Raw genomic sequence first — 21,300 nt, forward strand, 5'->3', positions numbered from 1 at the left:
AGAAGACTCTGCTGCGCAATTCGCTGCGGGGGTGAGGCGGGGTCCGCGATGATCGTTGGTGGGGTCGCTTCTTTGTCGTGCGGCTGTGGAGGCGGTACGGATGTCGATGAGGCCGGTGGGGCTGTCGGAGATCCCGGAACAGACCGGGGTGGTGGCCCGGGCGGCGTTCCCGAAGGGGACTCTGGCGATGCGTGTCCGGGACCGCCTCGCAGAGGTCTTCGCCGACGAGCCGTTCACGGAGGCGTTCGGGGCACGGGGTGCTCCGGGTCTGTCTCCGGGGGTGTTGTCGCTGGTGACGGTGTTGCAGTTCGCCGAGGACCTCACCGACCGGCAGGCCGCCGCGATGGCGGTACGGGCTATCGACTGGAAGTACGCCCTCGGGCTGGAGCTGGCGGACACAGCTTTCCATGCCAGTGTGAGGTTCCCCCAAGGCCGGGTGGTTAACGTTTTTGCAGGTCACGCAAGGGGTGTTGGCGTCCATGCCGTGGCGGCGTAGAGGCCGGGGCCGAGTTTGTGGATGAGGCCGGTCTCAGCCCATCTGGAGAGCTGCCTTTACATGGTCTCCATGGTGATGTCGCCGAAGTGAGAAGCGATGTCGCGGGGGCGCCAGAGGCGGGTGGGGTCTTCTTCGAGCAGGCCAAGGATCCGGTGACGGCGGCGGTCGGCGAGGGCGGTGTTCCGGTCGTCACGGGAGACTGCGGGGAGTTGAGGGTGCGGTTCGCGAGGTTCGAGGACTCTGATGTCGAGACCGGTGATGGTGCGGCTGGTGTCGGGCCTGCCGTCGTCGTGGCGGGTGCTGTAACGGGACATCGGTGACTTGACCTTGCGGGTGCTGACACGCCGCCGTCGGGGTGGCAGGAGACGTGCCAGGATCCGGTGCCCGATCAGCCCGACGCGACCGGCATCGGCGGGGTCGGTGATGACGGCGGCGGCCTGGACGACCTGGTCGCGGGCGGTCTGGAGAGCGATGGTGAAACAGCAGCGGTCCGGGTCGGTGCCAGGTAGCGACTCGGCGGCCTCGACCATCATGGTGCGTAGGGCCTGGTAGAGGGTGAGCAGGGCCCACATCTCCTGTTCCACGCCGGCCGGGTCGCCCGAGCGCAGGACACGCCCGTTCATGATCGTGTGGCGGAGCGCGTAGTACGCAGATTCGTGTTCCCACCGCTGGTGGTAGAGGCCCACCAGCGCGGCCGCCGGGTAGCGGCCGGCGTCGGTCAAGGTGGTGACCAGCCGGTAGGAGCCGGTGAAGACGGTGCCGTCCGCGCAGGTCACCGTGATGTTCGCGTCGATCACACCTACCTTCTCGGCGGCGATCACCGACAGGTATGAGCCGTCGGCGAGACGTGTGAGAACGGGGGTACGCCGGTTGCTTCGGAGTCGGCCCAGGAACTGGGCGCGGGTCGCGGTGACGGAGGCGAGGAAGTCGTTGCCGTCGAAGCCTTTGTCCCATAGGACGAGCATGTCCGGCCGCAGCAGATGCAGCAGGCGCGAGGCATAGCCGGTCTCGCCCCCGGCGGTGGGCCCGAACACCGCGCCGAGCAAGGCCCGTGTGCCGGTCTCGACCAGCGTCATCAACTCCAGTGTGGGATAGCCGTGATGAGAGGTTCGCCCCAGCCAGGCCCTGTTTCGCCCGGAGTCGGGGGTCTTCTGTGAACTGCAGCCGTCGAACGACACAGTCCGGTACGGCCCGAACCGCACACCGGGTGTCGTCGGCCGGGCCAGAGGCCCCGCGAGAACCTCGAATAACGCCCGCACCGGCGCACTGCCCAGTCGTCGGCGCAGATCACGCAGGGCCTTCGGCGTAGGGGAGGCCACCGGCACTTCGGTCAGCCCGGCCGTCAGCTTGTCCCAGACCAGCCGGTAGCCGACTTCAGGGAACAGGCACATCGCGAGCAGGAAGTAGATCCCGACCCGCGAAGGAAGATCAGGCAGTCGCCTCTGCACCGAGCGATTCTCCGCCAGGACCGCGTCGACCAGCTCGAACGGCACGACGGCCGTCAGCTCGTCCAGATGCCCGGGCTCGAACCGGCCCGCGGCCACTGTGACCGTACGGGTGATGGCCATCACCGGGGCCGGCAGGACATGATGAAACGGCAACGGAGCTCCTCAAGTACAAGCTGTCTTGGACGACTGCCTGTACCAACGAGCTCCGTTGTTCTGCGTCGGAAATCCTTCAACTGGCTTGCGTGACCTGCGAAAACGTTAACTACCCGGCCTTGGGGAAACTTCAGCGATCACCCTCCACCAAAATCATGCATGCACGCAGCCGCCCCCAGACGCCTGGGGGGGGAATGTCGAGCCTCCAAAAAACGTTACAACGCCGCAGTGATACAAACCCGCTAGCGCCGTATCGCTATTGTATTCAAGCAAAATATCAGTGGGGCCGATTGCCCCCTCCTGATGACAAGGGCTGGCGTACAAGATACCGTCAACGAAATCGCCTGCCCGGCACTCCACTCCAGGGCTGTCGGCATGGGCTGCTGGTGTGCTGATCGCTACTCCACCTAGGGCCAGTGCGGCGGTGCCGATGGATGCTGCGATCTTCCGCCTGATTTTCATGCGGTGTCCTCCTCGAATTCGGGTCAAGGGTGCCTGAATAGCAGGTCCTGTCCGCTGACTTTGACGCGGACGTGACAGTTTGGGAAGGCCTCCCGCACGGGGCGCTTGAAGCATGCCCCAAGAGACGCCGCGCTGTGCGCGCCCCCCTTTTTTTGGGCGGCATTGTCACGTTGTTGGGGGTGGGTGGTGTTGAAGTTTCCCCAAGGCCGGGTAGTTAACGTTTCCGCAGGTCACGCAAGGGGAGTTGACGGGATTCCGGCGTGGAGCAACGGAGCTCGTTGGTACAGGCAGTCGTCCAAGACAGCTTGTCGCCGAAGGAGCTCCGTTGCCCGGCCATTGTGTCCTGCCGCCGCCGCTGGCGACCATCACCCGTACGGTCACTGTGGCTGCGGGCCGGTTCGCGCCCGGTCATCTGGGGGAGCTGACGGCGGTCGTGCCGTTCGAGCTCGTCGACGCGGTCTTGTCGGAGACAAGGGCCGTGCAGCGGCGGTTGCGGGATCTGCCCTCGCGGGTCGGGGTCTACTTCCTGCTCGCGATGGCTTGTTCCCCGAGGTCGGCTATCGGCTCGTCTGGACCAAGCTGACGGCCGGCCTGTCCGGGATTCCAGTGCTCTATCCGACCACGAAGGCGTTGCGTGACCTGCGCCGACGGCTCGGCAGTGCACCCATGAGGGTGCTGTTCGACGTACTGGCCGGGCCGTTGGCCCGGCCGATGACGCCGGGAGTACGGTTCGGCCCGTATCGGACCGTGTCGTTCGACGGCTGCAGCTCGATCAAGGTGCCTGACAGCGAGCGCAACCGGGGCTGGCTGGGGCGGTGCCCGCATGGCGGCTATCCCCAGGTAGAGCTGATGACGCTGGTCGAGACCGGCACCCGGGCCGTGATCGCAGCGGTCTTCGGCCCGACGCGGGAGGGCGAGACCTCGTACGCCACCAGGCTGTTGCACCATCTGGGCCCCGAGATGCTGGTGCTGTGGGACCGGCGCATGAAGCGAGGGTCTCGTTGGTTCGTTTGTGACGACAAACCTGGAGACCCTCGCGACAGCACTGTACGTGAGGATTGATGACTCTCTGGCAGGAACGCGGCGACCGGGCCGCCCGCCGAGGCTGACGGATGCCGAGCTGTTGACGCTCGCCGTCATGCAGGCCGTTCTCGGCTTCGCCTCCGAGACCCGCTGGCTGCGGTTCGCCCGCGCCCACCTGACCGCCGAGTTCCCCTACCTGCCGGAACAGTCCGGCTACAACAAGCGCCTACGAGCCGCAAACACGCTGATCAGCCGGTTCATCCGCACCCTCGCCCGGGACACCGACCTGTGGCACGACGACGTATGGATCGTCGACTCCACACCCGTCGAATGCGCCCGCTCCCGCCCCACCGTCAAACGCTCCGACCTCGCGGGCTGGGCCGGCTACGGCTACTGCCCCTCGCACTCACGCTTCTTCTGGGGCCTGCGCCTGCACCTGCTCTGCACGCCCGGCGGCCTACCGGTCGCCTGGGCCCTGGCCAACCCCAAGGCCGATGAACGCGAGGTTCTGGCCGACATGCTCACGGGCGACCAGGACCTGCTGACCACGCACCCCGGGCAGACGATCGTCGGCGACAAGGGCTACGTCTCCAAACACCTGGACAGCTTCATGGCCGACCACGGCCTGACGCTGCTGCGGCCCAGCTACCGAAACCTCAAGGCCCGGCCCGGTGAGCACCTGCTCAAACCGATCCGGCAGCTGATCGAGTCCGTCAACGACACCCTCAAGGGCCAACTCGACCTCGAACGCCACGGAGCCAGAACCCCAGCCGGAGTCCTGGCCCGCGTCGCACAACGCATCCTGGCCCTGACCGCCGCCATCTGGCACAACCGCACCAACGGCACGCCACTGACCAGGTCACTCATCGCCTACGACCACTGACCAGGACTTCAGACTTACTCGTCTAGAAGGTTGCTGAAAATCTCGGGTTCTGGCCCCGGCTCGGTCGAGTCGGGGCCAGTCTTGTAGGCATGCAGGGGGAATGGGCCGGGGAGACGGTCGGGCCGGATGTGTGGGAGACCTGCCGGGAGTTGATCCCGGCGGGGAGTGTGTTCGCATTCTTGGCCGAGCATCGCGAGGCACTGTTCCCGGCGGGGACCTTCGCCGACATGTATCCCTCGTCCAACGGCCGTCCGAGTCTGCCGCCGCAGGTGCTGGCCGCGACGGTGGTGCTGCAGAGTCTGCAGGGGTTGTCGGACTTTGAGGCCGTTCAGGAACTGCGGTGTGACCTGCGGTGGAAGGCCGCCTGCGGGCTTGGCCTGTATGACATGGCCTTCGATCCGTCGCTGCTGACGTACTTTCGGCGCCGTCTGCGTACTTCGGCCGATCCGATGCGGATCTTCACCACGGTCAAAGAGGTCGTGGCCGCGACCGGCGTACTCAAGGGAAAGCAGCGACGGGCGCTGGACTCCACCGTGCTCGATGACGCGGTGGCCACCCAGGACACCGTCACCCAGATCATCTCCGCGATCCGCCGGGTGATCCGCGAGGTCCCCGGCGGCCAGGAGACGGCCGCGGCGTGGTGCTCGGCGCACGACTACACCGATCCGGGCAAGCCGAAGATCGCCTGGAACGATGAGGCGGCCCGCGCCGCGCTGGTCGACGCGCTGGTGACCGACGCCTTCAACCTCCTCGGGCACCTGCCCGAGGAGGAACTGGGCGAGAAGGCAGCGAACGCGGTGGGCCTGCTGGCCCTGGTCGCTGGCCAGGACGTCGAGCCTGCCGAGGATTCCGACGGCCGCGACGGCCGCTGGCGCATCGCGAAGCGCACAGCGCCGGACCGGATCGTATCGACCGTCGATCCCGACGCCCGTCACATCCACAAGAACCGCACCCGCCACCAGGACGGCTTCAAAGGGCATGTGTCCTTCGAGCCGGAGACCGGGCTGTTCACCGCGGTCGCCCTGACCGGCGGCTATGGTCCCGGCAATCACGAGGCCTCCGTCGCCGCCGATCTGCTGGAGGGGGAAGACGACGGGTTAACCGTGCTCGGCGATTGCGCCTACGGCACCGGTGAACTGCGCGAGCAGCTGCAGGCCGCCGGCCACACTCTGGTGATCAAGCCGCCGCCGATGCGGCGGGCCGTCCCCGGCGGCTTCACCATCGACGACTTCCACATCGACCAGGCGGCCGGCACCGCGACCTGCCCCGCGGGACACACCGCCAACCTCGGGCGGGTCAAAGCGGACGGCGCCCGCACCGCCCAGTTCAAGCGCGGCTGCACCGACTGCCCCCTGCGGGAACGCTGCACAGCCTCCAAGACCGGACGCACCGTGAACGTCCATCCCCAGCACGAGCTGCTGGCCGCGGCCCGAGCACAGGCGGCCACCGACCCGGCCTGGCAGAACGAATACCGCCGATGGCGGCCACCGGTCGAACGCGCCATCGCCTGGCTCGTCGGCAAAGGCAACCGACGAGTCCCGCACCGGGGCGTCATCGCCAACAGCGTCTGGCTCCACCACCGCGCCGCCGTCCTCAACCTCCGCCGACTGATCAACCTCGGACTCACCCGGACCGGCCACACCTGGCGTCTCGCCCCAGCCACCACATAGCGAAAGGGGCCGCCCGGCCCACGGCCGGACAGCCCCACAACAAGATCTTCAGCAACCTTCTAGTGGCTCTGTCATGGCCCTCCTCGTGCGTTCGCCGATGTTCATCTTCGTTCGGGCGAACCATGGCGAACAGCCGATTCGCCACTTTGGTCGGACAACGCATCCGTCCAACCATGGAGTTCACTGTGAACCGGATCACCGTCGTCCTTTTTGCCACCGCCCTCGTGTTCGTGTTCGCGCTCATGGCGGCTGCTGCCGCAGGCACGCTCGCGCGACTCGGCGGCGCTACCTATCCGACCGTCCTGATGCGCGCGGCAATGACCTTCGCCGCATTCCTCACCCTCGCCACCGCTCTCGCGACCGTCCTGGCCCAGTTCCTCCTGTGAGCCGCTACCGGGTGCGGGTGAGGGCCCCGCCGGCGGCGTCCCCTGCTGCTGTGTCCGCCCGCAGGCGGGCCTGCCCCCGCGCTGACAGTGCGCGCCGAATCGTTCGCCGCGATGACAGTGAGCACCGTTTTGACAGCAGTCCGGAAGCGGGGCGGCGGTGCGCAGCACGCGCGTTCCGGGTGCGGTTCAAGCCCTGGCTTCTGGGGCGTGGCCCACGCTGCCACACGGCGTGCCGCGTGCCGCCCTCCGGGCCCTGGCGGGCCCTGCGGGCGAATCGCCGGGCGCCCTCCGGGCGCGTTCACCGGCGATTCGGTCCGCTGCGCGGACCGCCCTGCCCCGTTCCGGGGCAGGGTTTTTGGCCCTGCGCCTCCGGCGCGCACCGGGCCAAAAAGCACGCGGCCCACCGCGCGGCCTCCTGGGACACGCCCCAGAAGCCGCAACGGGAAGGCACCGATATGCCCATGATCAACTGCGCGTCGTGCGACGGGCTGCGCCCGTACCGGGTCCAGCCGGACCGGCTGTTCGTCTGTACCGGGTGCGAGAAGCGCCTGCACGTCTCGGACATCGACCTGGACGGCCAGGAGGAGTGGATGGTATCGGAGGATGGCCTGCTCGGCTACGAGGACCAGGCCGAGCGCTTTGGCGGGGATGTGAAGCTCGCGCGGTTGTCCTGCCCGAAGTGCGGTTCGGAAAAGGTGGATCTGAAAGTCCGCCAGTGGGCGGCCTGTTCGGACTGCGATTGGGGAGGCATGGAATTCGAGTTGACCAGCTATGAGAATGGCTGGACATGAGCCGAATATGAGACCTGAACCGAATAGGCAAAAGGGTGGCGAGGTAAGCGCCGCCCTTTTGTATGCCTATTGCGCGTCTAATGGACAGCCCTGCGGGCTGGTCCGCCCCCATGTGCCCTTCGGGCACGGGCGGACAAAAGAGCTGCCCTTCGGGCAGGTCGCTTCGCTCCCGGGCCCCTTTGAAGGCGCTTCGCGCCGGGGCCCGCCCCTGCGGGGCAGAGGAATGCAACCAGTGGTTGGCTGAGCCAGAGTGCCAAGCAGCCCGCAGTAGCCCCGCCGTTGCCTCTGTGCGGGGAGCGGGTTCTTCGGCTGGGCCGTGGTGGGGGTGTTCGTGAATGGCGGGGTGCCGGGACCGGGGGAGGAGTATGGTGCCGGCACGCGTGGGAGCCGGGGACGGCTTGGTGCATCGTCAGGTCCAGTGTGCCGGGGCGGGGAAACATCACGCCTTCCTGCAGGGGTGCTGCTTGGTCAGCTGGTCCGGTCAGTCCATGTCGAGGTAGTAGATGCCTGCTTTGGCGTCGGCGAAGAGGGTGAACTGGACCTGTGGCGGGACGCTGGCGTCGTCGCCGTCCATTTCTACGGGTTCGGCGTTGACGAGGACGAATTCGCCGTATCCGTCGAAGTTTCCGGGTTCGTCGGCGACTCCGATGTGGATGGGGGTGTCGTCGGCGACCTCGGTGAGCGCGGTGCGCAGGCGTCCCGCGGTCCAGATGTGCGGGGTGTGCTTGAACGTGTCAGCCATGGTCCGAGGCTAGATCCGGAAACTGGCGGTCCTGGGCGTGGCGCGCCGGGGTTCCGCTGGGAGGCGCGGGCGTCGTGTCCTGGCGCCGTAGGATGCCGGTCTTGCCGGCCCTGGCGGGTGATCCGTCGACGGGCCCGCTGTTCGGACCGTACGTGGTGGTGGTCTGATTCCTTGCCCTGCCGGGGTGGCTGTTTTCAGGTGTGGAGGCGGCTGTTGGGGCCGTCGTGGTCGCCGGCGGTTTCCTCGTTGAACCAGTAGTCGCCTGCGGCCAGGTAGCGGAACGATTGGACGCTCTTACTGGGGAGGGTCACGGTGACCGCGCGCTTGCCGTCCTTGCGGGCTTTCAGGGTATGGATGCCGGGCTGCCAGTCGTTGAAGTCGCCGACCACGCTGACGGGGCCGGGCGGGGTGTCGGCGGGAAGGACGAAGGTGACTTCGGTGTGGTCCTTCTTCAGTGTGCGTTCCAGCATGGGGCGGCTCCTGACGATGGCGGCGGATGGGTGTGCGGCCATCGTCGGGGCAGGCACCGCCGTCCGCACGTCGGCCCCGCCGCCGCTGCCTCCACTTCACCCGGCCACCACACTCTGTCACGAAAATGATGCGTCATGTTACTTAGCGTGTGATGGTGGTGTGTGGAATCTCCAGCCGCGCATCGCAGAGGAGGGCGCCGTCACGGGCGGTACGAAGGGCAAGCGTCAGGAGCCGGGCCAGGGCCGCGGGGAGCAGCAGCCGATGGCCGGTACGGGTCAGGACCCTGTCCACCCCGGCGCCGGCGGGCGTACACGGGGGGAGAGCCCCGAGGACCCCTCGCGGCGCCGTGAGGAAGAAAAGGGCCGCGAGCGCGAGGACGAGCTGCGCGACGACGAGTTCTGACAAACGGCGTCCGTCGAATCCCACGCACGCAGGACCCTGCCGGGCCCGTAGTCACCCGGCGGGGTCCTGTCATGTCTCCCTCCGGGGCGGCTCGCTTGGGTCAGTTGACCAGCCCGTTGCTCGCCGTCGGGGGTGTTGTCTTCGGCGTTGTGGTGCGGGTTGTTCAGCCGGCCGATGGTAGTGAGGTGGCGGCTTTGCATTGGAGGCAGGGGACGGTGCGGGGTTGCTGGAGTGCGTCGAGGGCCTGGTCGAGGTTGATGGGGACGCCCGGCTGGCAGCCGATGATGTGGATCAGGCGTGCTCCGGGGTGGCCGGGGCGGTGGGGCAGGTTCTGTACCGTCCACGCCTGACGGGCCACGCCGGTACGGCTGGCAGGGGCTGGGGAACGCGTCGGCACAGAGCTGTAGTCGACGCCTTCGATAGGGCGGACCTGGTCTGCGTCCAGCCATACGGTGTGGTTCCCGGGTTCTGGGCGGCCGCTGTTGTTTCCGGCTGTCCAGATGGTGACGGCGACGCGGTACTGCCAGCCGCCGGGTGCGCGCCGTCGTTCGTACAGGGTGGCCTTGAGCTCCTGGCCGTCGGGCAGCACCACGATCACGCGGGCGTTGCCTGCGGTCATTGCCACCTCCTTGCCCCTGGCCAGCACCCTACAACCGTCAGCCGTTAGCCTGTCGGTATGCCCGAGCTCGTCACCCCGGGCCGCGCAGGCGGCCTGATCACTCTGGTTGCCGCAGACGCTCTGTGGGCCGGACTGACGGCCGGCAGCTCTATGCCGACGGCTTCTGTGGTGTTCACCTGCCCTTCCACTGATGCACGGGCGGGGTACGTCCTGCTCGGTGGCCGTGTGGTGGCGACGGTACAGACCGGCGGGCAGTGGATGGTTCCGGAATCCGAGGTGCGCCGGGCGGCCGCGGAACTGAACGCGGTGGAGATGGACCGCCAGGACCTGCTCCGCATCGGCCCGTTCCGCCACATGCCGCGGCAGGAACACACCGAGGGAACACCGCTGCGATGGCGCCAGCGCATCACCCAGGAACTGCAGAGGCTGGGCGATCCCGAGCGGGTGGCACAGCGCGACGAGGGCCGGCCGTGCCATCTGGCGGGGATCGACTGGCGGCGGATACTCGTGAAGCAGACCCGCGAGGGGACGACGCGGACGTGGTGGCTGCCACGTGCCGTGGTCAGGCTGCTGGACGCAGCCGAGCACACCGAAACCCGGTGGCTGCAAGCCCAAGCCGCGCAGGCCCGCCGGACAAGCACAGCCGTCCGTGAGCTGCCCGCCCCACGCCGGCAGGACCGGGCCACCGAGGACCAGCAGACAAACAGCCCCGATTACTCGCCCGCTCCACTGCGCCGGTACACAGGCGAGCTGGAAGGCCACCTGTACTCGGTGCTCAGCAGGAAGCCCGGAATCTCCGGCAAGGTGGCCGGGTGGACGTGCGCCGTCTGCGGCACCGCACCGGCCGCTGTACTCGACCACTGCCACGAACACGGCTACGTCCGCGCCCCCCTCTGCCAGTCCTGCAACACACAGGAACGCCCCGACCACCTGTACAGCAACACCATCCGCGTGGCCGACCGCTACAGGCGCCTCTTCGACACCGACACCATCGACTGGCTGCGCCACTGGCACCGCTGCCCCGGCTGCCGCGCCCGCACCACACTGCCCCTGCCCCACCTCGCCGCATGGACCGCCCACACCGCCTGCCGACCCCTGCGCCCCACCCACCACACCCGCAGCTCCCGCGGGCGCACACCCTGCGGCGTACTGCGCGTCTCCTGGACAGGCAGCCACAACACACCCCGTTCCTGCCTGCTCACCGTCGCCGTCGACTTCTGTCCCTCCGGCGAGCACCGTGTCCTGGCACGGGTCCCCTACCGCGAAGCCGTCCAGCAGTTTGGCACTTGGCTGGCCGAGGCCGCCCCTGCCGTGGCAGCCGCGGCCGGGCCCGACCGCCTCGACGGCCTCCCAACTCAGTCCCGGCCCGTCATCGCCGACACCAGCGGCGAGGACCTGGCCCTGTTCTGAACCACGGCGACCGCCACCGCCACCGGTTCACTGTCCGGACGCGGGTCCGGTCCCTGGAGCGTGGCGGCCGGCGGGCAGGGCGGGTGGATCGGTGGCGGACGGGACCGGTGTTGCGACGACCGGTTGAGTCCAAGCAATACACGAGTTTCCGGCTTGCCGAGCATCTGGACGCCGCCGGCATCGCCGCCTCGATCGGATCGGTCGGCGACGCCTACGACAATTCCCTGATGGAGAGCATGATCGGCCTGTTCAAGACCGAGCTGATCAAGCCCCGACGGCCATGGAAGACACTCTCCCAGGTTGAGCTCGCCACCGCCGAGTACATCGACTGGTACAACCACCGACGACTCCACGGTGAGATAGGCCACGTCCCACCTGCTGAATACGAAGCCAACCACTACCTGAGCACCACGAAGCCCCAGGTCACAACCAACATCTGAGGTCTCTATCGAACCCGGAACGGTTCATTCCAGCTCGACCCGAGGGAAGATCTTCCCTGCCCGCAGGATCAGCTCTTCGAGCTGATCGCTCCACTCCTCGGCACGTTCCCGGTCGGTCACGGACTCCGGGACGTCCAGTAACTTCACCTGCATTCTCAGGGGTTACCCGGACCGGGAGATCAGCGAACTACAGAAAGCCTGCTGATCTCCAACTGAAGGGGAAGTGCACAGTTTCCTCGTGTGCCGAGGGGAAGGCGGCCGGGCGGGACTTACAACCCGGACAGGCGGAGGGCGCCCGTCCTCCGCTTCGTGGCCTCTCTCCGGGGCGTCACGGACGTGCTGGCCAAACAGGGCCAATCGCTAAAGGAACGGTGCTCATGAAATCCTATATCGCGGCTTTCTCTGCCCCCATTGTCGATACCCCGTTCGCCGACGGTCAACGCTGGCTGCCGAGTCTGTACTGTCTGTCCGGGACGGGCCACGGTCAGCAGGTCATGTGCGACCGCTACGAGTGGGACCCGGCCAAGGGGAAGCCCTGGTGGGGCGCTCGGCCTGCCGACACGCACTCGCTGTATGACCTGGTCGGGGGGTACGACCTGTTCACCGACGGCGGCACCGGCAACCTCCTTGACGCTGGCAAACCCGTCGATGCCGCCCTCTGTCTGGGTGATGTGAGCACCGTCTATCTCTTCCAGGGTGGGAACTGCATCACCTTCTCCATCAACAGGCCCACGGGAAGTCGGCTGAACACCCGGGGTTTCACCCGGCCCATCGCACAAGAATTCGGCTACGTCTTCGATGACGAAAAGGGGAAGGTTTTCCCCTTCGACGGGGTCGACGCGGCACTGTATTCGCCTGCGGACAACAAGATCTGGTTCTTCCGGGGCGCCCAGTGCGAGTCCTTCGCCGGCGACAACTTCCAGCCGGACCACTGGGATCCGTCCAACGGCAACGGCGGCTGGGGCGACTACAACCCCGCGATCAGCTCCACCTGGGCCAACAGTCCCGGCGACTTCAGCAACGGCATCACCTGGGCCGTCACCTCGAACCTCGTCACCGACCCGGTAACCGAGCCCGAAGGCACCTATCAGGACAGCGGCTACCTCGTCAAAGACACCGACTGGTGTCCCGTCACCCCCAGCACGACAACCGCCAACCGCACCCTCTTCACCACCCCCGGCGACCACACCTTCACCATCCCCGCTGACGCCACAGCGATCATCGTCGAGGCGTGGGGAGGAGGAGGCCAAGGTGGCGAAGATGGTGAAACCCTCGGCCGCGGAGGCGGCAACGGTGGCTCTGGAGCCTATGCCGCGGGCCTAATCAATCCCGCCCCATCTGGTTCAGTCGGCATGTACATCGGTGGTCAGGGCGATTACACCTGTTTCCCCGCGGACAACCCTGTTGTATGCGCGGGCGGCGGTGGCGGAGGGGGCGGCGGGAGCTACTTGGCCGCGGGCGGTGACGGCGGGGGCGGTGATGGCAGCGTCGGCAACGTCTGGAGCGGAGCCGGCAGCAATGGCGGCAAGGGCGGGGGCGGCGGCCGCACAGACGGTACCGACGGCAGTGGCGGCAGCAACGCTGGGGGCGGCGGGGGCGGCCAAGACGGCTCGAAGGGCCAGGGCGGAGCCGGCGCCTATGCCCAGTCAGGCTACGGCGGGGGCGGAGCTTTGGGCGGTGGCGGGGGAGGCGGCGGATACGTCGCCTACGGGGGCGGCGGGGGCGGCGGGGGCGGCAAGGGGGCAGGCGGAAAGTACGGCGGCGGCGGGGGCGGCGGTGGTGGCGGCGCTGATGGCTGTGGTGCTAGCGGGGGCGGCGGTGGCCAGGGCCCGAGTCTGTATCCCGCAGTGGGCAATGTGCAGGAGCGCGACGAAACGGACGCTCGTCTCCCCTATAACCAGCCTGAACCTGGTATAGGAGAGGGTGGCCAGGGCGGAGGCTCGGGAGGCGGTGGTGCCATCAGGATCAGCTGGTACTGAGCTTGATCTTTAACCTCGCAGGCCACCCGACCTGCTGATCTGCGGTGTTTCCCGGAACAGCGGAGGCGGCCGTTCTCCACGCTTCGAGATGTCGAGTCACAAAGCACAAGAGAACGGCCGCTGCGTAGGGCCTTGGCCCAAGGCCGGGACTCTGTTGGTGATCTTGTGAGGGTCAGTTGGCGGCCGTGCAGAGGGCGTGGAAATGGCTGGGGGCGTTATCACTCGTCTTTGTAGTAGATCGTGATCTTGGTGTGGTGCTCTATGCCGCTGCTGCTTCCCAGGCGCGGATGACCGCGGCGATTTCCTCGGGGCTGGGCTGACCTGCGGGGTTGCGAATATGGCGGGCGGCGATGATCGTCCGGCGGAGCTTGGCGACCATGTCGCTGAACGCTGGGGTCGTCTTGGTCGTGTACCAGGGCTGTCGTGTCCGTCGGTCAGTGAGCTTGTTCAGGTTGGCCACTGAGCCTTTTCAGCGTTGACGCTCCAGAGTGAGGATGGCTGCGGCGATGGCGGTCATGCGGTTGGGGTTGCAGCGGGCCCGGCGGAAAATGCGCCAGGACTTCAGCCTCGCGATGCTCCGTTCGACAGGTGCCCGTGCCGCTGACAGCGCCCGGTTGATCGTCTGCTGGGTCGTGGTGAGGTCCCGGTTCGGGAGCCGTCTGATCGGTGTGGTCACCCAGGGGCCGGCGCTGTCAATGCTCCCGCAGAACCGCAGAATTGAGCACGCTCTGCTCCCGCAGATTTGACCCCCTGGGGTTGGTTCAGTCGCGGTGTGTGCGGTTCTCCTTGGCGAGGAGTTCGCGTCGTTGGCGGGTGCGGTAGGAGTCGCCGGTGAGGGTGAGGACCTCGGCGTGGTGGACGAGGCGGTCGATCATGGCGGCTGCGACGACGTCGTCGGAGAAGGTCTCTCCCCAGCGTCCGAAGGGGAGGTTCGAGGTCACCATCACGGAGCCCTGTTCGTATCGGGATGCGATCAGCTGGAAGAAGAGGTTCGCGGCGTCCTGGTCGAAGGGGATGTAGCCGACCTCGTCGATGATGATCAGCCGGTAGCGGCGGATCTTCTTCAGCTCGGCCTCGAGGCGGCCGGCCTGGTGGGCGGTGGCGAGGCGGGTGATCCAGTTGCTCGCGGGTGTCGAACAGGACCGAGTGCCCGGCGTGGGCGGCCTTGACTCCCAGGCCGATGGCGAGGTGGGTCTTGCCGATCCCGGGCGGGCCGAGCAGGACCACGTTCTCCGCCTTCGAGACGAACGTCCCGGTCGCCAAGTGCGCCAGGACGTCCCGGCGCATCGAGGGCAGGTGGTCGAGGTTGAAGTCCTCGAGGGTCTTGACCTGCGGAAAGTGGGCGGTGCGGATCCGCATCACGGTGCCCTTGGACTCCCGGTCGGCGACCTGCCGCTGCAGCAGAGCTGCCAGATACTCCTCGTGGGACCAGTTCTCGTCCCTCGCCTGGGCGGCCAGGTCCTCCCAGCAGGCCCCGATCGTCGGGGTCTTCAGGACCCGGGTCAGGTAGGCGATCATGGACGGAAGGCCGTCCTTCGGCATCGTGGTGGCCATGGTCATGTGTCACTTCGCTTCTGTTGACGGCTGATGGAAATCGACGCCGAAGAGGGCGTCGTAGTCCGGCAGGGGTCGCAGGGCGACGATGTGCCCATCGGTGTGCTGCCGTGTTGATGCCTGGCGCCGGTGGCGGTCCGCGGCCAGGGCCTGGCGCATCCGCTTGGCCGTGGCCGCGTGGGCGGGATCGGTGACCACCGCCTGCTTGGCCCAGGACCGTTCGTGGCGGGCGACGACCTGGCCGTCGCAGAACACCACGATCTCCTCGAGGGAGGCGGTGACGTCGACGAACCGGCCGATGACCTGCGGATCGACCGAGTAGTCGCCGGTGTCGACCCGGACGTAGTAGTCCCGGGCGAGCCGGATCCTCGAGCTCAGGCCGGTCGGCGGATCGACGGGCGGCAGCGGCGTCATCGACAGGTAGTCCCGCTCCAGCAGATCGACCGGGCGGCCCTGGATCGAGCGGACCGTGCGGGAGTTCGCCTTGATGAGCCACTGCTGCAGCTGCTGGTTGAAGTCCGCCGGGGAGGCGAACTGCCGTCCGGGCAGGAACGAGGTCTCCAGGTAGCCGTTGCTCCGCTCGACCATCCCCTTGTATTCGGGGTCGCGGGGCGGCGCGAGCTTGATCCTGGTGGCCAGAGTGCCGGCGAACGCCGCCGCGGGCGCGGTGAGTTTCCCGCTGCCGCCGATCGCCGCTTCCCGGTCCCAGATCAGCGTCTTGGGAACCCGGCCGATCTCGTGGATCAGCTGCCACATGCCCGAGAGGATGTCTCCGGCCTGCCGCGAGGGGATCATCACCGCGGACAAATAGCGGGAGAACCCCAAGGCCATGACCAGCACGGGCAGTATCCGTTCCTGCCCGGCGCCGACCTGGACCTTCGTCTCCGGGAACCACAGATCGCACTGAGCGACCTCGCCGGGCTCATAGGTGACCCGGTCGACCGGGTCGATCCCCAGGTATTCCGGCCGGATCAGCGCCAGCCGCTTGCGCAGCGGCGCCGAGGAGTACGGCCAGCCGATCCGCTCGGCGATCACCGGCGCCGGCATCGTCGGCCACTCCTGCAACAGAGCCCGCATCTGGGGCTCGAACCTGTCCGCGACATGGCCCCGCGGGGCCCGCTCGAACACCGGGGGCCGGTCGGAGTTCAACGCGGCCCGCACCGTGTTCCGAGCCACCCCCAACCGCCGCGCGATCTCCTTGATGGGCACACCCTCCGCTCGATGCAGACGGCGTATCTCGGCCCAGTCCTCCACTTTCAGCACCCTCCAAATGATCAAGGGGGGTCAATTCTGCGGGAGCACCTGGGGGTCATTCTTACGGTTCTGACCCACTTTCAGTGCTGGAGCCACGGAGCGTCACCGAAACTGCGATCATGAACGGTCGTGGCTGACGATCTCCTCCAAGACCTCTGGCTCCACCAGGCCGCCGGCGTCACGGTCAACGCCCTCACCGTCCACGCCGCCACGACCAGCAGTTCATGCCGCGTGGAGGACGCGCAGGCGGAGAAGGTCGAAGCCGGCGCGGCCGAACATCTGGCGTTTGAGCATCTTGATCTTGTTGTTGTGGCCCTCGACCGCACCGGAGCTGTAGGGCAGGCTCAGGCCGGCGACCACCGCGTCGAGGTCCGGGAGGAGGCCGGTGGCGAACGCGGCCAGGGCGGGGACCTGGTCGGCCTGGACCGCGGCGATCCACTGTTTGAGGTGGCGGCCGCGTCGCTGGTTCATCAGCTTGGCGAAGTTGCGGACGTGCTCGACGGTGGAGGCCAGCGCCGGGACGCGGGCCATGATCTCTTTCAGGCGCTGGGCATCATCCGCGTCGAGCCGGTCGGGGTGGCGGGTGATCCAGCGGGTGACGTCGCGGACGGAGGGCTTGCGGCGGGGCGGGTCCTTGCGCGGGAAGGCTTCACGGAGCCGGTGGACGTACTTGCGGACGATCTGCTCCTTGCCCTGGTAGCCGCGCTGGGTGATCTCCTCGAACAGGCGGCGGGCGTTGGTGAGGCCCTGGGCGAACCGCTGGTCGATGTGCGGCTTGAAGGGGTCGAGGATGCTGGCGCGTCCGGTCCACCGGCCGACCAGCAGTTCGTCGGGATCGGCGGCGCGGGCCAGGCGGCGGATGGTGTTGCGGGCGAGTCCCAGTTGGTCGGCGATGGTGCGAAGGGCGACGCCGTCGTCGAGGAGGGCATGGACGGCGGCGTGGTGCTCGCGGATCCGGTCGGCCAGGCGCCCAGTTGTGCGAGGCGGCGAGGCGATCGGGGGCAGGACCATCGTCGCCGGTTCGTCATCGACGACGGGGGCGGGCTCGGGCAGCAGGGCCCGGTGCTGGAGCACGGTCTTCTCCACGGCCTCGGCGAGGTTGTGCCACAGGTGGTAGCGATCCGCGACGTGGATGGCGTCGGGGGCGCCGAGGCGTCCGGCCTCCGCAAAGGTGCCGGAGCGGTCCCGGCAGATCACCTCGACTCCCGGGTGCGCGGCGAGCCAGGCGCTTACGGTCTCGACGCTGCGGTCGGGCAGCAGGTCGATGACGCGACGGGTCTCGATGTCGACCAGGACCGTCGCGTAGATGTGGCCCTTGCGTAGAGCGAACTCGTCGACGCCCACAACCCTCGGCGCAGGCAGAGCTGTCTCGGGCACGGCGCGTATCAGCCGAAGCAACGTCGAGCGGCCCACCGGCGCGGCCAGCGCGTCCGCGAGCCGGGCCCCGGCCCGGCCGGCCAGCATCAACGCGACCCGCCGCAGAACCGTCTGCAGCCCCTGGCTCCGCCGGCCATGACGGAACGTCAACCCCGGCACCTGCTCTGCGAACGTGGCCCGGGGACAGGACGGTTCGCCACAGCGGAAGCGCCGGACCCGTAACTCGATCATCACCGGCCGCCCACCCATTGACGCGTCGTCGAGCCGACGCATGTAGCTGCTGTGCACCCGGCCCGACACCGTCGCACAGGACGGGCAGCCGGCCGAACTGCTGGTCGTGGCGGCGTGGACGGTGATGCGGTGCGGGTGGACGGTGAGGGCGTTGACCGTGACGCCGGCGGCCTGGTGGAGCCAGAGGTCTTGGAGGAGATCGTCAGCCACGACCGTTCATGATCGCAGTTTCGGTGACGCTCCGTGGCTCCAGCACTGAAAGTGGGTCAGAACCATTCTTACGGGAGCAACGACATCACCGTCTGGAACCACATCACCAGCGCCACCAGCATGCCCGCCACGGCCTGAACCACGACCCCACCGGGCCCCGGCACACCCTGACGCACCATCAAAACGATCACGCCGCCGACAACGTGACAACGCCCCTGGCTGGCCGAGACCGCCCATGCCGGAGAGCGACAAGCCGACGTCCGGTGGTTTCGAGGACGATGGCTGGCCGCTTGTCCGGGGTGAGAGTCGCACTGTTCGCGAATGCGTGATCGACGGCGTAGCCCAGGCCTTCATGGTTGGGGTTGCCGGAGATGCTGCGCACTGGTTCACCCAGGGTGTGGCGTGGCTGTACGAGATGCTGGTCAGCCACCTGTAAAACGCGACGCGCCCCTTGGTGCTGTAACACCAAGAGGCGCGAGGTGCGGGTCCTCCCGCGGCGGTCTCTGTCCCTGCTTTGCAGGCCGGGCAGAGGCCGCCGTTTTTTATGACTCCAGTCTGCTGCCGACCACTGACAACGCAGGGTCAGGTTGCTTCGCTGGGATGCCACGTTCCACCACTGTACCGAGTCGTCCATGGCCTTGGACACGCCGCCCCCGGCGCCCGCATCGAGCTCGACCTGACTGCCGGAGGGTCCCCGGGGTAGTGGCGGGGCAGCGGCTGGCACCTGACGGGATCGAGATCGGCCGCGTGGCGCTGTCGTCGGCGTTGGCCGAGATGGTGCGCCGGGGCGAGATCGGCATCCTTTCGGACTTGATCAGGATGGTTTCCCAGTGGGTATCCTGACGGAGGTTTAAAAGGGTGCTGTTTTGGGTGGAGGTGGGCTGGTTACGCCGGGGCCGCTGAGGACGACGCAGCCGTTGCCGCCGGGGCTGCCGGGGGCAGTGTAGCCCTGGCTGGCGACGATCCCGCCGTCTCCGCCCTGTCCGGTGCCGGTGGGGCAGGTGCTCGGTACCTTTTTGCCGGGTGCGCCTCCGATACCTCGACGGTTGCGGCCATCGGTTCCGGGGTTCCCGTTGTGGAGTTTGGCGTGGGTTCCTTTGCCGCAGGACACGGCGATGCCGCCGATTCCTCCTGCGCCTCCTGTGTTGCCTGTCTGGCCGCCTGTGCCGCCGTTGGCCTGGGCTCGGATGGTTTTGTTGACTGCGACTTGGGAGGTGTCCCCGTTTTCACCGTTCCCGTCGCTTGGCTTGCCGGCGCCGCCGGTGCCGCCGGCTGCAATGTGGATTTTCAGGTGGTCGCCGGGGTGGACGTTCAGGGTGCAGTGGACGGTGGCGCCGCCGCCTCCGCCTCCTCCGGCGCCTTTCAGAGACACGCCGGCTCCGCCGCCTCCTCCGGCGCCGGTGATGGTGGTGGTGATGCGGGTGACGCCGGGTGGTACAACGAATTCCCAGTTGCCTGGTGTGCTGTATGTCGCTTTGCCGGCTGGCAGGGCGGTGCTGGAGTTGGCTGGCGTCTGGGCGGCGTGGGCGGGAGCTACCGCGGCGGCGGGTAGCAGGATGCCGATGGTGGCGGTGGCTCCGGCCAGGACCTGCCGGGCGCGGAAACCTGAGAAGGGAGAGGCAGAGGGCATGAGCGTTTCCCTAAAGGTCAGGACAGACCGTTGGTGCTGAGGTGTGTTGTCCCCTCAACTGTGTTGTTTCGTAGTGGGGAGGGCCAGGGTTGTGGTGGGGGCGTGCGGGGGCATAACCGCGTGTTGTTGCGTGTGCGGGCGCCGGTCGTGAGAGGGAGAGCTGTTCAGGTGGGTCCGTCGTGTTGGGGGTCGGGCTGGGGTGGTCTTCGGGCTGGTGGTGTCACCATGGAGCTGGGCATGTCTCCTAGGCTGGAACTGCCCACTACGGGTGAGGCCCCGCGATAGTTCAGTGAGTCAAGCAACGGCATTGCCGCCGGATTGTCGGCCAGGGCCATCTGGCGCTGACGCGTTCGGTATGGGCTGGTGGCAGAGCTGTCGTCGGTTGGTGGGTCTGGTACGTGATGATCTTTCCAGAGTTTAGCTATGGGCTAGATTGAATCATTGATTCACTGCCGGGGCGGCCATGGCCGGGTTTCTGTCTGCTGGAGTCGACGTCTATGGGCTTGCCGGGCTTCGTGGCCTGGCAAGGCCATTGGTGTTGGTTCGACGGCTTTTCGGGAATCGGAGTGGCGGATCGTGGAGGATCAGGGCTGGACGGTGGGGGTATCCGTGGTGGCGTCGGTGATGGTCGTGCCGGCGGAGTAGGACAGCCGCCGGCCCGGCCGGGACAGTTGGTCGGGGAAGGTGTGGGTGCCGCTGAGCCGAGGGGTCTGGGACGAGTTGGCCACCGATCGGGTGATGGGCCTCGTCTGTGCAGTTCGTAGGTGCCCAGGCTGCTCGCCTGAACCTCAACTCGAAGAGGCTCATTGGGGGCGTGCGATGTGAGGTGCGCTTGGGGGAGTGCTTCGAGCGCCTGGCGGGCAGGTCTTCCCGGGACTGTCGTGGTCGCGGCAAAGTCGCTGGGAGGCATCACATGCCTGGGTTTGCAGATTCTTGTGGGGTCTGCAAACCCAGGTCTTGTCATTGATGCACCCTCATCTGAGTTGAGGAAGTGATTTATGAATATCAGCCGGAAGATTGCAGCATCTATTGGTACTGCTGTCCTTTGTGTCACCGGAGTGGCTCTGGCGGCACCGGCCCAAGCAGACACGGGCATCACCGTCAATAATGTCACCGTAAACGGCAGCGGCAGTTTCTCGAACTTCGCTACCGTGAATGTGACTTACGCGTGCGACGCAAGCTCCGGAGTCTCGTCGATCGGGGTCACAGCCTCTCAGCTCGAATTCGGCGTGACCATGGGTGAGGCACTGGACAGTTCCCTGACCTGTGATGGAACACTCCGCACTACCGACATCACAGTCCAGGCTAGTACTGGTGGGGGCGGCTATTATCGCGGGGTGAATGGTGAAGCGAGTGCCGCACTCGTAGATGTCAACGGAAATACGGTGGGTGGGGCTGTGACGTCTTGGGAGGGGACTCTTGGCTGAGTTTCTCCAAGGGCGACGACAATCACTGCCTGCACTGCAGGGGGCCCGCGGAGCGGGCCTTGGCCTGAAGGCGGAGCCGGAAGGCCAGGGTGGGGGAGCGCAGCGGACCCACCCAACGGGCCGAAGGCCCGGACCCCGTGAAACGGGGTCACCTCCCCGAGCGAAGCGAGGGGGGTCCTAGGCCGGCGAAGCCGGCCCGCTCTGGTGGAGCGCAGCGAAACCAGAGCAGGCCGAAGCGAAGC

At 67.4% G+C, this 21,300-nt stretch carries 20 protein-coding genes and 4 pseudogenes; 11 read left to right on the forward strand and 13 right to left on the reverse strand.

The annotated features are described in order from the left end of the window. Positions 1–100 precede the first annotated feature (100 nt). Positions 101–496, forward strand: a complete 396-nt coding sequence (locus tag AC3IYJ_RS39555; RefSeq protein ID WP_489399286.1) for a transposase — start codon at positions 101–103, stop codon at positions 494–496. 527 nt (positions 497–1,023) lie between these two features. Here the strand turns inward: AC3IYJ_RS39555 and AC3IYJ_RS39560 are convergent. Beyond that, positions 1,024–2,064 (reverse strand): annotated as a pseudogene (locus tag AC3IYJ_RS39560) (IS4 family transposase); the annotation flags it as partial. 928 nt (positions 2,065–2,992) lie between these two features. On the opposite strand from AC3IYJ_RS39560, the pseudogene AC3IYJ_RS39565 reads away from it, so the two are divergent. From AC3IYJ_RS39565 to AC3IYJ_RS39585, 5 genes and pseudogenes are all read left to right on the forward strand, one after another. Next, positions 2,993–3,621, forward strand: a pseudogene (locus AC3IYJ_RS39565) (transposase domain-containing protein). Next, positions 3,572–4,465, forward strand: a complete 894-nt coding sequence (locus AC3IYJ_RS39570; protein ID WP_489399287.1) for an IS982 family transposase — start codon at positions 3,572–3,574, stop codon at positions 4,463–4,465. Before AC3IYJ_RS39565 ends, AC3IYJ_RS39570 begins: the two are co-directional and overlap by 50 nt. Before the next feature lie 89 nt (positions 4,466–4,554). After that, positions 4,555–6,135, forward strand: coding sequence for an IS1182 family transposase (locus AC3IYJ_RS39575; protein ID WP_489399288.1), 1,581 nt, complete (start codon positions 4,555–4,557; stop codon positions 6,133–6,135). A gap of 185 nt (positions 6,136–6,320) precedes the next feature. After that, positions 6,321–6,521: a hypothetical protein gene (locus AC3IYJ_RS39580; RefSeq protein WP_489399289.1), complete on the forward strand. Its 201-nt coding sequence runs from the start codon at positions 6,321–6,323 to the stop codon at positions 6,519–6,521. Positions 6,522–6,976: 455 nt separating this feature from the next. Further along, positions 6,977–7,312, forward strand: a complete 336-nt coding sequence (locus tag AC3IYJ_RS39585; RefSeq protein WP_489399290.1) for a hypothetical protein — start codon at positions 6,977–6,979, stop codon at positions 7,310–7,312. A gap of 481 nt (positions 7,313–7,793) precedes the next feature. Here the strand turns inward: AC3IYJ_RS39585 and AC3IYJ_RS39590 are convergent, their stop codons facing one another. Both AC3IYJ_RS39590 and AC3IYJ_RS39595 read right to left on the reverse strand, forming a co-directional pair. Beyond that, a complete protein-coding gene (locus tag AC3IYJ_RS39590) occupies positions 7,794–8,054 on the reverse strand; it encodes a DUF6225 family protein (RefSeq protein WP_489399291.1) in 261 nt (86 codons plus the stop codon). A 194-nt stretch (positions 8,055–8,248) separates the two neighbouring features. After that, complete coding sequence (locus tag AC3IYJ_RS39595; RefSeq protein ID WP_489399292.1) at positions 8,249–8,524, reverse strand: isoamylase early set domain-containing protein; 276 nt, start codon at positions 8,522–8,524, stop codon at positions 8,249–8,251. Between the two features lie 160 nt (positions 8,525–8,684). Here AC3IYJ_RS39595 and AC3IYJ_RS39600 point away from each other — a divergent pair, with 160 nt between their 5' ends. Then, entirely contained in the window at positions 8,685–8,927 is a 243-nt protein-coding gene (locus AC3IYJ_RS39600) for a hypothetical protein (protein WP_489399293.1), read from the forward strand. Positions 8,928–9,090: 163 nt separating this feature from the next. Here AC3IYJ_RS39600 and AC3IYJ_RS39605 read toward each other — a convergent pair whose 3' ends face one another. Then, on the reverse strand, positions 9,091–9,546 hold the full coding sequence (locus AC3IYJ_RS39605; RefSeq protein ID WP_489399294.1) for a DUF6233 domain-containing protein: 456 nt from the start codon (positions 9,544–9,546) through the stop codon (positions 9,091–9,093). A gap of 57 nt (positions 9,547–9,603) precedes the next feature. Between AC3IYJ_RS39605 and AC3IYJ_RS39610 the strand changes: the two genes are divergently transcribed. Together AC3IYJ_RS39610 and AC3IYJ_RS39615 are read left to right on the forward strand one after the other, a co-directional pair. Continuing rightward, complete coding sequence (locus AC3IYJ_RS39610; protein ID WP_489399295.1) at positions 9,604–10,956, forward strand: endonuclease domain-containing protein; 1,353 nt, start codon at positions 9,604–9,606, stop codon at positions 10,954–10,956. Positions 10,957–11,063: 107 nt separating this feature from the next. Further along, on the forward strand, positions 11,064–11,396 hold the full coding sequence (locus tag AC3IYJ_RS39615) for an integrase core domain-containing protein (RefSeq protein ID WP_489399296.1): 333 nt from the start codon (positions 11,064–11,066) through the stop codon (positions 11,394–11,396). 24 nt (positions 11,397–11,420) lie between these two features. On the opposite strand, the gene AC3IYJ_RS39620 is transcribed toward AC3IYJ_RS39615, so the two are convergent. Next, positions 11,421–11,549: a hypothetical protein gene (locus AC3IYJ_RS39620; protein WP_489399297.1), complete on the reverse strand. Its 129-nt coding sequence runs from the start codon at positions 11,547–11,549 to the stop codon at positions 11,421–11,423. Between the two features lie 224 nt (positions 11,550–11,773). Between AC3IYJ_RS39620 and AC3IYJ_RS39625 the strand changes: the two genes are divergently transcribed. Then, the gene (locus AC3IYJ_RS39625; protein WP_489399298.1) at positions 11,774–13,375 is read left to right on the forward strand and encodes a hypothetical protein; all 1,602 of its coding nucleotides are present in this window, start codon (positions 11,774–11,776) and stop codon (positions 13,373–13,375) included. Between the two features lie 259 nt (positions 13,376–13,634). Here AC3IYJ_RS39625 and AC3IYJ_RS39630 read toward each other — a convergent pair whose 3' ends face one another. From AC3IYJ_RS39630 to AC3IYJ_RS39655, 6 genes and pseudogenes are all read right to left on the reverse strand, one after another. Beyond that, the gene (locus AC3IYJ_RS39630) at positions 13,635–13,835 is read right to left on the reverse strand and encodes a hypothetical protein (protein WP_489399299.1); all 201 of its coding nucleotides are present in this window, start codon (positions 13,833–13,835) and stop codon (positions 13,635–13,637) included. A 9-nt stretch (positions 13,836–13,844) separates the two neighbouring features. Continuing rightward, a pseudogene (locus AC3IYJ_RS39635) lies at positions 13,845–14,066 on the reverse strand (transposase family protein); the annotation flags it as partial. 70 nt (positions 14,067–14,136) lie between these two features. Further along, positions 14,137–14,490, reverse strand: coding sequence for an ATP-binding protein (locus AC3IYJ_RS39640; RefSeq protein ID WP_489403063.1), 354 nt, complete (start codon positions 14,488–14,490; stop codon positions 14,137–14,139). A gap of 64 nt (positions 14,491–14,554) precedes the next feature. Beyond that, positions 14,555–14,935, reverse strand: a pseudogene (locus AC3IYJ_RS39645) (ATP-binding protein); the annotation flags it as partial. A gap of 3 nt (positions 14,936–14,938) precedes the next feature. Next, positions 14,939–16,192, reverse strand: coding sequence for an IS21 family transposase (gene istA / locus AC3IYJ_RS39650; protein WP_489399300.1), 1,254 nt, complete (start codon positions 16,190–16,192; stop codon positions 14,939–14,941). A 213-nt stretch (positions 16,193–16,405) separates the two neighbouring features. Then, complete coding sequence (locus tag AC3IYJ_RS39655) at positions 16,406–18,001, reverse strand: ISL3 family transposase (protein WP_489399301.1); 1,596 nt, start codon at positions 17,999–18,001, stop codon at positions 16,406–16,408. Between the two features lie 235 nt (positions 18,002–18,236). On the opposite strand from AC3IYJ_RS39655, the gene AC3IYJ_RS39660 reads away from it, so the two are divergent. Continuing rightward, positions 18,237–18,437, forward strand: a complete 201-nt coding sequence (locus AC3IYJ_RS39660) for a hypothetical protein (RefSeq protein WP_489399302.1) — start codon at positions 18,237–18,239, stop codon at positions 18,435–18,437. A 414-nt stretch (positions 18,438–18,851) separates the two neighbouring features. Here AC3IYJ_RS39660 and AC3IYJ_RS39665 read toward each other — a convergent pair whose 3' ends face one another. Together AC3IYJ_RS39665 and AC3IYJ_RS39670 are read right to left on the reverse strand one after the other, a co-directional pair. After that, positions 18,852–19,631 carry a glycine-rich domain-containing protein gene (locus tag AC3IYJ_RS39665; protein WP_489399303.1) on the reverse strand — a complete coding sequence of 260 codons (780 nt, stop codon included), beginning with the start codon at positions 19,629–19,631 and terminating at the stop codon, positions 18,852–18,854. Between the two features lie 584 nt (positions 19,632–20,215). Further along, positions 20,216–20,359, reverse strand: coding sequence for a hypothetical protein (locus AC3IYJ_RS39670; protein WP_489399304.1), 144 nt, complete (start codon positions 20,357–20,359; stop codon positions 20,216–20,218). Positions 20,360–21,300 lie beyond the last annotated feature (941 nt).

It is taken from the genome of Streptomyces sp. GL_140 (genome assembly GCF_057834465.1).